Consider the following 14380-nt stretch of genomic DNA (forward strand, 5'->3'; position numbering starts at 1 on the left):
GTCCGCCTCCACATTGTCAGACACGACCACAACGCGGCCGTGACCACCGACAGACCGGTCGCAACGGTTTCGGTGCGGCGTGCGACGACGGAGATGAGATAAAGCGATCCGCTCGTCGAACATTTCCAGAAAAGAATGCACGACTGAAGATCGCAAATCGACAGAGCGAACGCCCACCCGGGGCTGCGGTCGGCTGTGGCAATCGGGTGGCCTGGTCGCCAGGCACCGTCGTGCTCATGGCTTCCCATGCCAGTCTTCTGACGGTGATTCAGGTTCCCTCTGCACGAAGGGCACGCCCCCGATGACCAAATTCGCCCCGGCTCTCGGGAAAACGAGCGGTCTCGCACTTACCGCGACTGGACTGGTCTGCGCTGCCCTAGCCGGCACCACGGCACCCGCCCCCGCCCTGGGCACGACGGCCGCTCAGCCTGTCGCCGGCCAGGCACTGTTCGACGACTTCGACTACGCCGACCACACCGATCCGCAGATCCCCCTGCACGGCTGGACCCTGAAGTCCGGTCAGGGCGGGCCCGGCGTAGGGGGTGCCACCTGGAAGCCGCAGAACATCACCTTCGCCACCGAGTCCGGCAACTCCATCATGACCATGCGCTCGGGCACCAACGGCACAGCAGCCGGCACCGAGCAGACCGAGCTCTACCAGCAGCGCAAGTTCCACCGCGGCACCTACGCCGCCCGCGTCCGCTTCAGCGACGTGCCGGTGTCCGGACCAGACCGCGACCATATCGTGCAGGCTTTCTTCACCTACTCGCCGCTGAACTACCTCATGGACCCGGACTACAGCGAACTCGACTACGAGTACCTGCCCAACGGCGGATGGGGCATCCCCGACAGCGCCCTGCTCGCCACCTCGTGGGAGACCTACCAGGAGGCCCCCTGGCAGTCCGTCTCCACCACCACCCAGGAGCGCGCCGGTTTCGCCGGCTGGCACGACCTGGTCGTCACGGTCGACACCGAGCACATCAACTACTACATCGACGGAAGGCTCTTCGCCTCGCACGGGGAACCGTACCTGCCCGAGACGTCGATGGACATCCGCTTCAACCACTGGCTGATCGACCTCCTGGGCACGAACAGCAGGAAGGCGCGCGCGTACGAGGAGAAGGTCGACTACGTGTACCACCTCAAGGACCAGGTGCTGACCCCGCCCCAGGTGCAGGGCGTCGTCGACGACTACCGGACGCGGGGCGTGGCCTTCGAGGACACCGTCTGACAGGACACATCCGAACCCTCAACCTGCGGCACCGCCATTCAGGTGGAGCCCTCCGCACCATCCGTACCGGTGAGCGGCAGCCAGGCGGTGATCGTGGTACCCCGGCCCTCTTCGGAGCGCACCTCCGTCCGGCCGCCGTGGTTCGCCACGATCGTGCGCACGATGGTCAGCCCCAGACCGGTTCCCGGGATGGCCTGCTCGGTGGCGTTCGAGGCGCGGAAGAACCGCTGGAAGAGCTTCTCCTGTTCGGCTGCGGGGATGCCGATGCCGGTGTCGCTCACGCTCAGGACCGCCTCCCCGTCCTGCGCGTCGGCTCGTACGCTGACCTTCCCGCCGTCGCGGGTGAACTTCACCGCGTTGGACAGCAGGTTCATCAGGACCCGGTCGAGTTGTTCGCCGTCCGCCTCCAGGACCAGCGGCTGCTCGGGGCAGCACGTCTCCAGTGATACCGAGGCGGCCTCGGCGGCCGGTTTGATCGCCTCGGCCGCCGAAGCCACCAGCCGTCGCAGGTCGATCGGTGCCTTCCGGGAGGTGAACGCTCCCGACTCGATCCTGGAGAGCGTGAGCAGGTCCTCGATCAGCGCCCGCAGCCGGTTGGCGTTGCGGTCGACGACGTCCAGCATGTGCAGCTGGGACGGGGAGAGCAGACCGGTGTCCTCGTCCTTCAGCAGTTCGATGTATCCCACGATGCTGGTCAACGGGGTGCGCAGCTCATGGGAGACGGTGGACAGGAAGTCGCTCTTGGCCTTGTCCAGGGCGCGCAGCTTTTCCACCAGGCTGGACTCCTGCTCGTAGAGCAGAGCGGTGTGCAGTGCCCGGCCGACGCCGCTGGCCATGGACTCGGCGATCTCGATGTCCACCGGCCGCCAGGGGCGGTCGGCGCTGGTGCGGGCCACGGAGACGGCACCGATCGGTTCCTCCCCCACCCCTATGGGGGTGATCACCGCCGAATCCAGGCCCAGCGCCGCTGCGGCGATGCGGTTCTCGGTCGGCATACCGATCTCTCCGAAGGACCCCGGGGCACCTGGCATCGGCCTGGTCTCGGACATGTACTGGGGCAGGTCGGTGACCAGCCAGACAGTCCCCCGCCGGTAGTGATCGTGGACCACGTCCGCCGGGAGCGTCGGTATGCGCCTGCGCTCCTCGTCGGGCAGCAGGCCCCGCTCCGCGGACCACAGCCGGGCCACCGGAAACTCGGAGCCGCCGTTCTCGGCGAGCAGGATGAAGACGTAGTCGGCGGCCAGGACCTCGCCGATACCGGTACACGCTGCGTCGAGAACATGGTCGACGTCGAGGCGGCCCCTGATCCGGATGCCGGTCTCCCTCGCGGCCTTCGACAGTCGCCGGCGTTCCTCCTCGTCCGCGCGCAGCCGGTCTCTCTCGTCCGCGAGCAGGTTGACCGACCGCGCCACCGCCCGGATCTCCTCCGGCCCCGTCACCTCGGCCCGGGCCGCATGGTCCCCCAGGGTGAGCCTGCCGAGCGTCCACTCGGTGCTCCGCAGGGGCCCGGTCAGGGCGCGCGTGGCGTGCACCGACGTGTACACGGCCACGGCGAGGGCCGCGATCAGCGCGGCGCCGAGCCCGGCGATGCCCGCCCGGATCACCGTGTCGGCGTGCTCGTCCTGACGCTGCACCTCTTCGTTCAGCTGGTCGTTCAGGCGGGCGTTGGTCACCTCGAACGCCTGGAACCGCCGGGTGGCCTCGCGGGTGAGGGCGACGGCCTGCGCGCTTCCCGCAGTGGCGTGCGCCTGGTCGTCGGCGACGCGCAGATACGCGTCCAGCTGCCGCTGCTGCGTCGCGACATTACGTTCGTCCGCGACGTCGTGTCCGCGGATGTCGTCGATGACGGACGGAATGCCGTCCCGGGCCGCGCGGAAGGCGGCGAGCTCGCTTTGGTCGCCGGTGACCAAATAGCCCCGCATCGAACGCTGCGCGCTGACGGCAGCGTTGAGCAGGCGCAGATTGTCGCCCTCGGCGGGCTGGACCCTGTCGGCGACGCGGTCACGCTGGGTCTCCAGCACCAGCGCGCCGGTCAGTGTGCCGACTCCGCACAGGGCGATCAGAAGGGTCAGCAGTCCGAATGCGAGGCCGAGCCGGTGCGCCACCCGGCCACCGCCCCGAACGGAAGCACGGCTCATGCACGATCACCTCCGCTCTTCCTCACCTCGCCGGAAGAGTCGAATCCGGCACGGGTCATGGCACCCCACACCTGAGGAGATCGGCGCAGCGCGTCCCACATGCCGCGCAGCCGCCACCACGCCGTCAGCTGGCGGTATCCGATGTTCTCGGCGACCACCCCGACGAGGCCGCCCCAGACGTCCCGCCACCGCGTGAACCGGTGGAAGACGTACTCCTCCACCGCGACCGACACCATGCCGACGACGACGGCGTAGGCGTAGGCGGCGAGCAGGAAGTGCCAGAGGAAGTCCGCGTTCACCGCGCCGACCAGTACGCCCAGGGGTACGAGAACCAGTCCCGCGAGCTCCACCAGCGGGGCCAGCAGTTCGAAGAGCACGTAGAAAGGCAGTGCCAGCAGGCCGATGCGGCCGTAGCGGGGGTTGCCGATCATGCGGCGGTGCTTGAGCAGGATCTCCGTCAGGCCGCGGTGCCAGCGCCGCCGCTGGTGGGCCAGGACCTTCAGCTTCGAGGGCGCCTCGCTCCAGGAGATCGGCTCGGCGACGAAGACGATGCGGTAGTCGCGGCCCTGCTCGCGCATGTGCTTGTGGAGGCGGATGACCAGCTCTGCGTCCTCGCCGATGCAGTCCGGGTCCATTCCGCCGGCCGCCACGACCGCGTCCTTGCGGAAGAGACCGAAGGCACCGGCGATGATCAGCAGGCTGCCGAGCTTGGACCATCCGGTGCGGCCGAGCAGGAAGGCGCGCAGATACTCGACCACCTGAACACGGCCGAGCAGATCCGGGGGAACACGCGCCTCGACCACACGCCCCGCCACGACGGTGCAGCCGTTGGCGAGGCCGACCACACCACCGGAGGCGATCACCCGCAGCGGATCGTCGCAGAACGGTTTGGCCACCGCGAGCAGCGCCTGGGAGTCGAGGATCGAGTCCGCGTCCACCATGCACAGCAGCGGATAGCGCGCCAGGTTGATCCCGACGTTGAGCGCGTCGGCCTTGCCGCCGTTGTCCTTGCGGGCCACCACCAGACGCACCGGGCCGCCCCTGGGCAGATGGACGGAGGTGACCCTGCCGCGTACGGGGACGTCCTCGGGCACCACGTACTCCACCTCTGCGAGGTCAAAGGCGTCCCTCAGGGCATCCAGCGTGCCGTCGGTGGAGCCGTCGTCGACGACGACGACCTCGAACTCCGGGTAGTTCAGCAGCAGCATGGCCCGTACGGCTTCGACGATGCCGGCTGCTTCGTTGTGCGCGGGCATGATCACCGAAACCGGCGGTGTGAAGGGGCTGGTGGCAGCCTCGTCATAGCCCGCGAAGGGAGCCCGGCGCAGCGTTCTGACGAACTCCCCGAGGGCGATGAGGATCAGCACCAGATAACTGGTGTTGATGGCCACGAAGTACACGATCACCACGCTGTCGCACACGGTGATCAGCGAGTGCACCGCGCCCAGCAGCGACGCCCACGGTTCGCCGGCCAACATGCTCACAGCGCCACCTCCGCGCGGACACCGTGGCGTGCGCCCCCGACCGCCGATGCGGCAAGCGCGGCTCTGGCCTGGGCGGCGGCCGGCCCGCCGGAGCGGTCGTCGGCCGCCGCGCGCAGCGCGGCGAGCGCTTCCGGACCGAGCTGCAGCAGCGAGCGAGCCGCGTTGGCTGCCACATGCGGGTCGGGATCGCCGAGCAGCTCCGCCAGCGGGCCCGTCGCGGCGACGGCTCCCAGACTGCCGAGGGCCCCGGCGCCCACCATGCGCAGGGCGACCGACCCACCGGGCCGGACGGCCGCCAGCAGCGGCTCCAGGCCGTCGGGCATGCCCAGTCTGCCCAGCGCGCGTGCCGCTTTGATGCGTACTTCGATCTGGGGGTCCTCGCGCAGTGCACGGGCGATCTCGGACGTATGGGAGACCACGCCGGTCGCGCCGAGGACCTCGATGGTCACGGCTCTGGCGAGAGGCTGCGGATGTTCCAGTCCCGCGGCGAGACCCCGCTGTGCCTCCGGTCCCAGGGAGACCAGCGCCCCGGTGACCACACCGGGCGGCACGGTCCGCGATCCGTGGAGGGACTCCAGGAGGTACGGCACTGCCTCCGGTCCCCCGCACCGGCCCAGCGCCCGCGCGGCGGCCAGGCGTACCTCGGGATCGTGATCGGCCAGCAGACGGCAGAGCGACGGGGCGGCGGGACGGTGACAGAGCTGACCGAGCACCTGCGCGGCGCGCCCCCGCCGGGCCGCGCTGCGGCTCGACAGGTCGGCGATGGCGTCCACGCCGGCCCCCCGCAGCTCGTACAGGCGGACCAGCGCCGTACGGGCTCCGCCGGAGACCTTGCCCAGCAGCGCCGTCAGGGTCGGCTCCAGGGCGACCCAGGTCCGCCTGTCGATCCCCGCCAGCCGGTGCAGCAGTTCGGTCTGTTCGTCCTCCTCCGCGCACAGGAGCTGGAGCAGGGGACCGCGTACCGGTGCCGCGATCCGCTCGCGTCTGCGCTGTCGGTGCCTGCGGACGAAACGGTTGCCGACGATCAGCAGGCCCAGCGTCAGGACGACGGCCGACAGGCAGAGCAGCGCGCCGCTGATGACGCCGGCGGGGATCACCGGTCCACCCGGTTGAGCACGGCTGTGACCCTGCTGGACAGCTCCCGCGGGCTGAACGGCTTGATGATGTAGTCGTCGGCTCCCGCCGCGAAGCCGACCTCGACGTCCCCTTCCTGGGACCGGGCGGTGATCATGATGACGGGGAGCGTCGCGGTCTCGGCCGCCGCGCGCAGCTCCCGGCATACGTCCAGGCCCGACATACCCGGCATCCGTATGTCGAGCAGTGCCAGGTCCACCGTGTTCTCACGCGCCGCGCGGAGCGCCGCCATGCCGTCCTCCACGGCCGTGACCTGGTGACCGCTCTGGGCCAGCTTGAACGCCACCAGATCCCGGATGTCCGCGTCGTCGTCGGCTATCAGGACATGAGCCATTACTCCTCCTGGGACTCCTGGGCCACGGAGCTCCGGTAGGAGTCCACGAGCCGCGCCACGGCCGACTGCCGGAACGGCTTGGCCAGCACCTCGTCCGCGAGGCCGATCAGATCTTCCGGGTCGAGCACCGAGGAGACGACCAGACGGCACCTCCTCGTCCGCTCGTCCGCCCGCAGTCTGCGGACGACCTCCCGTCCGTCGATACCGGGCAGCATCACGTCGACGACCGCGATGTCCGGAGGGTCGGCGAAGGCGAGGCCGAGCCCCTCCTCCCCCGAACACGCGACGGCCACGGGGCACCCCCGCTCGCGGAAGTGCCGCTCCAGCAGGGCGCTCACATCCTGGTCGTCCTCGATCACGAGTACGCGCGGTGGGAACATCACCGTCCTGTCCACGAAGTCGGACCCGTCAGTCATAAACTAGATCCAACAGTGCACTTTCACCACATATGCCTCATCGGCCCCAGTCGGAGCGCGGCACGGGCACGCGGAGCAGCGGGCAGAGGAATCTCAGGTCGCCACCTCCCTTGGTGACGGCTCGCGCACCCCGGGCTCGCGTACCTCGCACGGTACGGGGCGAGCAGCGCGACGAACGCGGTCAGCGCGATCCCGTCGGCTGGGCGAGGCGGCGGGCGGGCAAGGTGGCAGTGGGTATCGGGAGAGTGTCGCGCGCGGTGCTGTGGAGGCACTGCACGTACTGCTCTCGCGGCACGAGAACGCAGCCCAGGTCACGGACGTGCGGGCTGTCCCGCTGTGCGTCGAGCAGCTCGCCGCCGGCCTGAGCGAAGCGCGCCGCGAGGTCGGTCACCGCGACCTTCGCGGCGCCGGGACGGTGGAAGAACATCGAGTCCATGCTGAAGACCGATCCGACCCGCAGACCGAAGACACCGCCGATCAGATCGCCGTCCTCCCACACCTCGACGCTGTGAGCATGCCCCAGATCGTGCAGGCGGACCAGGCTTGCGATCAACTCGTCGGTGAGCCAAAGGGGGACCCTGCCGGCACGGCATTCGCGGACGACCTCCTCGAACCGCCGGTCCAGGCTGGTCGACCACGGCAGGCGGTTGCGCAGCCGCCGGGCGAGGCTCCGACTGAGGTGCGTGGCCGACACCGGCAGCACCGGTCTGGGGTCGGGACACCACCAGGAGACGGCGTAGGGATCGGCCGACTCCTCTCCCACGAGCCGGATGCGGCCCTCCTGGACCTGATCGGCGAAGACCACCTCGTTGAGGGCGCGGGTGTACTCGTCGGACGCCGGGAACGGATACACGCCGGCGCGGTACGCCTCCAGGAGGCCGGCGGGACTGAGGTCGGCGCCGAAGGCCACCGGACCGTCGGGCGCCGCTTCCAGCACATCCAGCGCCTCCCAGCGAGGGCATCGGCTCACCACTGTGCCGCTTCCTGCCCTTGACTCTTCACCGGCCGGACGTCGTCGGCCTGCTGGAGGAAGTCGATGTAGCGGTCCATCATCTCCTCGTCCACCGGCGGAATGTCGATCCCTGCGCCCGCCAGCGCCCGTTCGGCGTTGTCACGCGTGAACTCCGTGAAAACGCCCTGGAAGTACATCTCGCTCACGGTGATGTCGGCGCGCGCGCACCGGTCGACGAAGAGCGGGACGAAGGGGGTGATCGGGTCCGTGGGGTGCCCGGCCGCGTACTTCACCAGAGCGGCGATCCACTCGGCGTACGGGATCTCCTGGACCGGGTAACCCCGCCTGCGCAGGCGCTCGGCGAGCGAATTCAGCAGCGCTGGGCGGGGGTTGGTGAGGTGGTAGACCTCACCGCGAGCGGGATGGCGGGTGGAGATGTGTCCGATGGCGCGGGCGAGGTGATCGGCCGGCAGGAAGTCCAGCAGCAGCCGGGCGTCCGGGCAGAGCCCGGTTCGCGCTATGAAGCCGAAGAGGGCGGCCAGCTCGCTGCTGGTGTTCATCACGCCGGTTCCGTTGCGGCCCGTGATGTCCATCAGGCGGTAGACGGCGACCGGCAGGCCCGCGTCGGACGCCTTCTTCAGCAGTGCTTCGCCGACCCATTTGGTCTCCACGTATCCCACCGACAGGTACTCGGGGAAGCGCAGCGGCGTGTTCTCCGTCACCTCGCGCACCCCGGCCGGCCCGAATCCGGCGAGCACCGCCATGCTGGAGGTGAAGTGGACGGGGACGGCCCGGCGGGCGGCGAGGCGAATGATCTCGTACGTTCCATCGACGTTGGCCGCACGCAACTCGTGGTACGGGTAGATGAAGTTGACCTGGCCGCCGAAGTGGTAGACGGCGTCGATGGTCGACGCCAGCTCCTCGAACCGGCTTGGGGACAGCCCCAGTCCGGGCTTGCCCAGGTCGCCGACGACCGGCTGGACGCGCTCGCTGGACAGATCGCTGAGGGTGTACCGCCGGTGGCTCGCGCGAATCCGCTCCATGCCGCGCTGGTCGTCGGAGGCCCTGACCAGGCAGAGGATCCGTCCCGTCGTCCTGCGCAGCAACTCCTCGATCATGTACGCGCCGCAGAACCCCGTCGCCCCGGTGAGGAGGACGTCGCCGGGGCGCCGGGGCGCCGGAGCCGACGCGTCACGGCCCACTGCCGGAAGGTGCCGATCGGTCTCGGCGGCGAAGTCGACGCTCCCGCCGTCCGGGTGGGCCAGTGTGCCGGCACGTGCCTGGCGCACGGACTCGGCGAACGCGGCGAGCGTCGGATACCGCAGCAGTGAACGGGTCAGGTCGCGGATCTGTGTGACGCCGATGCCGAACACGACGCGGGTCCGGGCGAGCATCTCCATGGCCAGCAACGAGTTGCCGCCCAGCTCGAAGAAGTCGTCGTGCGGACGGACATAGTCCACTTCCAGGATCTGGCCCCACAACTGGGCCATCCCCTGCGGCACCGGACAGTCGTCGACGCCGACCGTCAGAGCCGGGGCCAGGGGTTCCGGCACGGCCCTGCGGTCGAGTTTCCCGCCGGGCGTGACGGGCAGCCGCTCCACCGCGTGGAAGACCGACGGGATCATGTGGCCCGGCAGGACCTCGGCGAGTGCCGACCGCAGCCGTGCGCGCAGCACCGCCTCGCCGCCGGTCGGCGGCGAGGTCGGCGTGAAGTACGCGACGAGGTCTCGGCCGCCGCCGGCGCGCGTCCGGGCCACCACCATCGCCTGGCCGATCTCCGGCTGCGACACCAGTGCGGCCTCGACCTCAGCCGGGTCGACCCGGAACCCGCGGATCTTCATCTGGTCGTCGACCCGGCCCAGGACTTCCAGGTTGCCGTCCGAGCGTCGACGGCCCAGATCCCCGGTGCGATACATCCGGCCCCCGGGCGCCGAGCCGTGCGGGTCTGGCAGGAACTGCCGTGCGGTCAGGGCGGGTTGTCGCCAGATACCGCGTGCCAGCCCCGGGCCGCCGAGGTAGATCTCGCCGCGGCCGCCCGGCGGCACCGGGAGCAGTTCGGCGTCGAGCACGTGGACGTGATTCCCCTCCAGGGGCCTGCCGATCGGGGCGACGGCGGTGTCCGGCGCGGCGAGCACTTCCTCGTTCAGTTCGCAGAGCGTGGAGGTGATGGTGGTCTCGGTGAGTCCGTAGGCGTTGACGAGCCGCGCGCCGGGGATGCGGTGCCGAATGGCGCGGCAGTCCTTCGCCGTGACGATCTCGCCGCCGACGATGACGAGCCGCAGCGACGCGAGACTCGCGTCGCGGTCCGGGACGGAGACGATCCGATGCCAGTAGGCGGGGGTCAGGTCGGCGACGGTGATCCCGTGCTCCGGAAGGCGGTGCAACAGGTCGGTGGGCGCCCACATATGTGTTCCCGCGAGGACGAGTGTCGCGCCGCTGATCAGCGGCGCGAAGATCTGCTCCAGTGACGTGTCGAAACCGAGCGCCGCAGCGTGCAGCACCCGGTCGCCGGGCCTCAGTTCGTATGCCCGGGCCACCGCGGTGAGGGAGTGGGCCAGCGACCGGTGGGTGATCATCACTCCCTTGGGAGGTCCGGTGGATCCGGAGGTGTAGATCACGTAGGCGAGGTCGTCCGGCCGGGGGCCGGGAGGGGTCGACCGCGGCCCCGTCGGTGACGCCTGCCCGTCCGGTTCCCCGGTGTGAACGATCCGCGCCTCGCACTCGACGAACATCGGGGCGTGCTCGCGGCTGGAGACGATGAGGCGTGAACCGGTCTCCCCGACCAGCGCGGCCATCCGTTGCCGCGGAGTCGCCGGGTCCAGGGGCAGGAACGCGCCGCCGGAGCTCAACACGGCCAGCAGCGCGACGACCAGTTCGGGCACCCGGTCGAGGCACACGGTGACGACGGACTCCGCGGCGACACCCGACTCCCGCAGCCGGTGGGCAAGCCGGTCGGCGCGGCCGGTCAGCTCGGCGTAGCTGAGCCGTCCCTCGTCCGAGAGCACCGCGAGAGCGGACGGCTCACGTCGCGCCCGCTCCCGGACCAGCTCGGGCACGGTGCCCCGCCCGGGTCCCGGGGGCCACCCCCCGGCGCGGGCGCTCACAGGCCGCATGTCGGTCCACAGCCGGTCGACCAGGCTCCCGCACCACTCGGCGGACTCCGGTCCGCCGATCCGATGCCATCCGGCCGGAATCCGGTGGTCGGCGGGCCAGATCGCGTACTGCTGCTCGTCGTTGCGCAGCACGACACACCGCGCAGCCGACTCTGTCGACAGGTGATCACGTTCCGTCACCAGGGACCTCCTGCGTCGCGGGAGAGGGCAGCCGCCATCACCGTTTCCTTTCCGCGGGCGCCCCGGGCAATTCTGCCAGGCGGCCGAGCGGCGGCGCGAGGATGAGCTGCTCCGCCTCCTCGGCGCTGACCGGCTGGGCGAAGAGATAGCCCTGGCCGAGTCGGCAGCCCATGGAGACCAGCAGTTCCTGCTGCCTCACGTCCTCCACTCCTTCGGCGATCACCGTGAGGCCGAGTGTGTCGGCGAGATGCGCGATGCCCTCGACCAGGGCGTACTGCTCGGTCGAACGCCCGAGTTGGTCGACGAACGACTTGTCGATCTTGAGTATCGAGATCGGGAACTCACGCAGATAGCTCAGCGACGAGTAGCCCGTTCCGAAGTCGTCGATCGCGAAGCGGATCCCGAGGTCGGTGAGCGAACTCATCTCAGCCAGGATGCGATCGTCGTTGTACATCAGCACATTTTCGGTCAGTTCCAGTACGAGAGACGACGGTTCGATGCCGGAGAGTTGCAGGGCACGCCGCACAACGTTGTGGAACTCGTCGTCCCGGAACTGACGCGGCGACACGTTCACACTGACGTAAGGTGCCTTGCGGTCAGCCGCCCCGTGGCGCAGCACGGAGTCCTCCCACCGGACAGCCTCCGCCGAGGCCTGATCAAGCACCCAGGCGCCGAGCGGGACGATCTGCCCGCTCTCCTCGGCCAGCCTGATGAACTGCTCCGGCATTACCATGCCGCGCGTGGCGTGGGGCCAGCGAACGAGCGCCTCGAACCCGGCGATCTGCCCGCTGGCCAGTTCCACGATGGGCTGGTACAGCACCATGAACGACGTCTCGATCGACGAACTGTCCAAGCCGGCCTGCAACTTGGCACGCTCGGCCATGCCGCTCTGCAGCTCCGGGTGATAGCGGCGCCACTGGCGCTTGCCCGCCGTCTTCGCCGCGTACAGCGCGAGATCGGCGTGTGACAGCAGTTCGACCGAGTCGATGCTGTCCTCCGTCGTCGCGACGCCGACACTGGCGTACGTGCTCACCGGCCCCACGCTGAGTCGGAACGGCTCGGCGAACACGGACATCACGTGCTCGGTGAACTTTTCCACGCCCGCCGGCGTGGCTGAGCCCTCCACCAGCAGTGCGAACTCGTCGCCACCTACGCGCGCGGCGGTGTCCGAGGCACGGACGGTGGTCTGCAGCCGGAGTGACAGCGCGACCAGGAGTTCGTCGCCCACGCCGTGGCCGTGTATGTCGTTGACGACCTTGAATTCGTCCACGTCGACGAAGAGCACGCCGACCACGGTGCCCTCGCGTTGAGCCTGTACCAGGGCGTGGTTGATCCGCTCCTGGAAGAGCACGCGGTTGGCCAGACCGGTGAGCGAGTCATGGAACGCCTGGTGGGTGAGTTCGCGTTCGAGTTTGCGCTGTTCGGTCACGTCCCGCAGGGTGAGCACCACCCCGCCGACGGTGGCCTCCTCGCGCAGGTCGCTCCACCTCACCTCGACTTCGATGGTCGCCCGGTCGGTGCGGACCATGCGCCAGTGCTCGCGCCTGGTCTGGTACTCGCGGTTCCGTATCCGACCGAGCGTTTCGACCACCGCGCGGCTGTCCTGCGGCGGCACCAGCTCGACGAGCAGGGTGCCCTCCAGATCCGGAACGCCGAGCACCTGGTCGGCGGAGGGGCTGGCGTAACGGACCCGGTCGTCGTCGTCGAGGATCAGGATGACGTCGGAGGCGTTCTGCACCAGCGTACGGAAGTACATCTCGCTGTTGCGCCGGTTGACTTCGTCGGCCAGGGCGACCCGCGCCGCGGCAAGTGCCGACTGCGCGGCGAGAGTCGCCAGCGTGTCGCGGAGCACGAGCAGGTCGTGCTCGTCCCCGGCCACGATCAGCGCCCCGATCAGCGGGTCGCCAGAGGGGTGGACCTGCGAGGTGAGCGGGCAGACCAGCGCGTGGACGGCGCGGGTCGGCTCATCGTCCGAGCCCGTGAGGCGGGCGGCAAGATCGGGTCCCACACCGTCCAGGGTGACCAGGCGGATCTCGCCGGACGCGATCAGTTCCCGTACGGCTGCGGTCGCCTGCGCGGACAGGGGCCCCTGTACGCCGCTGTGTGCCCCGTTCACCCAGAGGGTGTCCGGCAGGGTGAGCAGTGCGGAACGCGGCGGGCTGTGCGGCATCAACTCCGTCACCGCGGAGTGGACGGCGACGGCCAGATCCCGCAGATCGCCCGCTCCGCCCAGCGACGACACCGCGTTGCGCAGCACCTTCTCCCGGCCTACCGCCCGCCGGTGGGTCGCCACCACGCCTGCCAGGCGGTAGAGGACGAGGAGGAAGAGCACCGCGGAGAACACCCCGATGACACCGACGTTGGCCCTCACCCCGCGCACCGCCTGCGTCAGGAGGATGACCGGCGCAATCAACGACGCCAGGGCGAGCAGGCTCAGCCGCCCGGTGCCGGTCTCGCCGCGCCATGCCACCGGCTGGGTGAGCGACCGCATGGTGGGATCGAGCGCGGCGGCCGCCCAGGCGCCGTACAGGACGGCCCAGCCGAGATCGACCACCGTACCCGTGCGCCAGGTCCCGTTCAGTTGAATCAGGCCGTATGCCACGTCGGTGGTGAGCAGGCCGACAGTGCCCGCGGTGAGCAGCATGAGCGAGCGGCTCTTGCCGCCGCGGCCGGCTAGCAGGCGCAGCAACATCGCCAGTACGAGGATGTCGCCGAGCGGGTAGGCGATGGAGAACGCCTTCTGCACCCAGGTGAGGCCCTCGACGCGGGCATACGGATCGATGAGGAAGAGCCACGACAGCAGCGCCAGGCCGGCTGTCAGCGTCAGCGCGTCGACGAGGCTCGCGCGGTCGCGCCAACTTGTGCGCCAGTGGACAAAGCTCAGCAGGCCGGCCGCGTAGAGCGGATATGCCACGAGATAGAAGCCGTCGGCGATCGACGGAAACGGCATCTCCTCCTGGAGCAACTCGATGAGGATGATCTGCGTGGCCTGGCCCGCGACGAAGGCGAGGTTTCCCGCGGCGAGCAACAGCCAGGGGAGTCGGTGCGCTGGGTGGTTGAGAAAGACACCAAGGACAGTACCGAAAACTCCGGTCACCCCAATGGCGACGAAGATCATCCGATGTTCCGGGAATACGTAGTAGAACGCCGTCAGTGCGACGATGCATGTACTGACAGCAGCCATCGCAGCCTGGCTTCGCAGTCGCGCGTTCATCCCAACTAACCTCCGGGGACGGGCACTTGCCGGGCGGGCCGAGCTTGGCGAAAGGCCCCGGGCCGCGGAGAAGCCCGTGAAGAAATCGGGCTGACATGAGGAGAATTCTCCGAGCCGGGACTCGGCCTGGTCGCCTATGAACACGATCGCCGGTATACGCGGTCTCCGGCATACACGGCCGCCG

Annotated in this window: 9 protein-coding genes; 1 reads left to right on the forward strand and 8 read right to left on the reverse strand. The window is 69.6% G+C overall.

What is annotated here, in order from left to right; translation table 11 throughout:
* Window positions 1-301 precede the first annotated feature (301 nt).
* Window positions 302-1231 carry a glycoside hydrolase family 16 protein gene (locus tag AB0D34_RS18320; RefSeq protein WP_362662670.1) on the forward strand — a complete coding sequence of 310 codons (930 nt, stop codon included), beginning with the start codon at window positions 302-304 and terminating at the stop codon, window positions 1229-1231.
* 38 nt (window positions 1232-1269) lie between these two features.
* On the opposite strand, the gene AB0D34_RS18325 is transcribed toward AB0D34_RS18320, so the two are convergent.
* The 8 genes from AB0D34_RS18325 to AB0D34_RS18360 all read right to left on the reverse strand — a co-directional run bounded on the left by AB0D34_RS18325 (window position 1270) and on the right by AB0D34_RS18360 (window position 14340).
* On the reverse strand, window positions 1270-3369 hold the full coding sequence (locus AB0D34_RS18325; RefSeq protein WP_362662672.1) for an ATP-binding protein: 2100 nt from the start codon (window positions 3367-3369) through the stop codon (window positions 1270-1272).
* Window positions 3366-4847: a glycosyltransferase family 2 protein gene (locus AB0D34_RS18330; protein WP_362662971.1), complete on the reverse strand. Its 1482-nt coding sequence runs from the start codon at window positions 4845-4847 to the stop codon at window positions 3366-3368. Before AB0D34_RS18330 ends, AB0D34_RS18325 begins: the two co-directional genes overlap by 4 nt.
* A 2-nt stretch (window positions 4848-4849) precedes the next feature.
* Window positions 4850-5950, reverse strand: a complete 1101-nt coding sequence (locus AB0D34_RS18335; protein WP_362662674.1) for a HEAT repeat domain-containing protein — start codon at window positions 5948-5950, stop codon at window positions 4850-4852.
* Window positions 5947-6321, reverse strand: coding sequence for a response regulator (locus tag AB0D34_RS18340; RefSeq protein WP_362662676.1), 375 nt, complete (start codon window positions 6319-6321; stop codon window positions 5947-5949). The genes AB0D34_RS18335 and AB0D34_RS18340 overlap by 4 nt, the downstream gene beginning before the upstream one ends.
* Entirely contained in the window at window positions 6321-6737 is a 417-nt protein-coding gene (locus tag AB0D34_RS18345) for a response regulator (RefSeq protein WP_362662678.1), read from the reverse strand. The genes AB0D34_RS18340 and AB0D34_RS18345 overlap by 1 nt, the downstream gene beginning before the upstream one ends.
* A gap of 181 nt (window positions 6738-6918) precedes the next feature.
* Window positions 6919-7707 carry a leucyl/phenylalanyl-tRNA--protein transferase gene (locus tag AB0D34_RS18350; RefSeq protein WP_362662680.1) on the reverse strand — a complete coding sequence of 263 codons (789 nt, stop codon included), beginning with the start codon at window positions 7705-7707 and terminating at the stop codon, window positions 6919-6921.
* Window positions 7704-10982, reverse strand: coding sequence for an amino acid adenylation domain-containing protein (locus tag AB0D34_RS18355; RefSeq protein WP_362662682.1), 3279 nt, complete (start codon window positions 10980-10982; stop codon window positions 7704-7706). Before AB0D34_RS18355 ends, AB0D34_RS18350 begins: the two co-directional genes overlap by 4 nt.
* Window positions 10983-11019: 37 nt before the next feature.
* Complete coding sequence (locus AB0D34_RS18360) at window positions 11020-14340, reverse strand: EAL domain-containing protein (RefSeq protein ID WP_362662684.1); 3321 nt, start codon at window positions 14338-14340, stop codon at window positions 11020-11022.
* Window positions 14341-14380: the final 40 nt, after the last annotated feature.

It is taken from the genome of Streptomyces sp. NPDC048420, from assembly GCF_040651535.1.
GTDB lineage: Bacteria > Actinomycetota > Actinomycetes > Streptomycetales > Streptomycetaceae > Streptomyces.

Bases quoted from the DNA above. Each gene is read 5' to 3' on its own strand.
- AB0D34_RS18320 (WP_362662670.1), top strand. From the start codon at position 302: ATGACCAAATTCGCCCCGGCTCTCGGGAAAACGAGCGGTCTCGCACTT.
- AB0D34_RS18325 (WP_362662672.1), bottom strand. From the start codon at position 3,369: ATGAGCCGTGCTTCCGTTCGGGGCGGTGGCCGGGTGGCGCACCGGCTC.
- AB0D34_RS18330 (WP_362662971.1), bottom strand. From the start codon at position 4,847: ATGTTGGCCGGCGAACCGTGGGCGTCGCTGCTGGGCGCGGTGCACTCG.
- AB0D34_RS18340 (WP_362662676.1), bottom strand. From the start codon at position 6,321: ATGGCTCATGTCCTGATAGCCGACGACGACGCGGACATCCGGGATCTG.
- AB0D34_RS18345 (WP_362662678.1), bottom strand. From the start codon at position 6,737: ATGACTGACGGGTCCGACTTCGTGGACAGGACGGTGATGTTCCCACCG.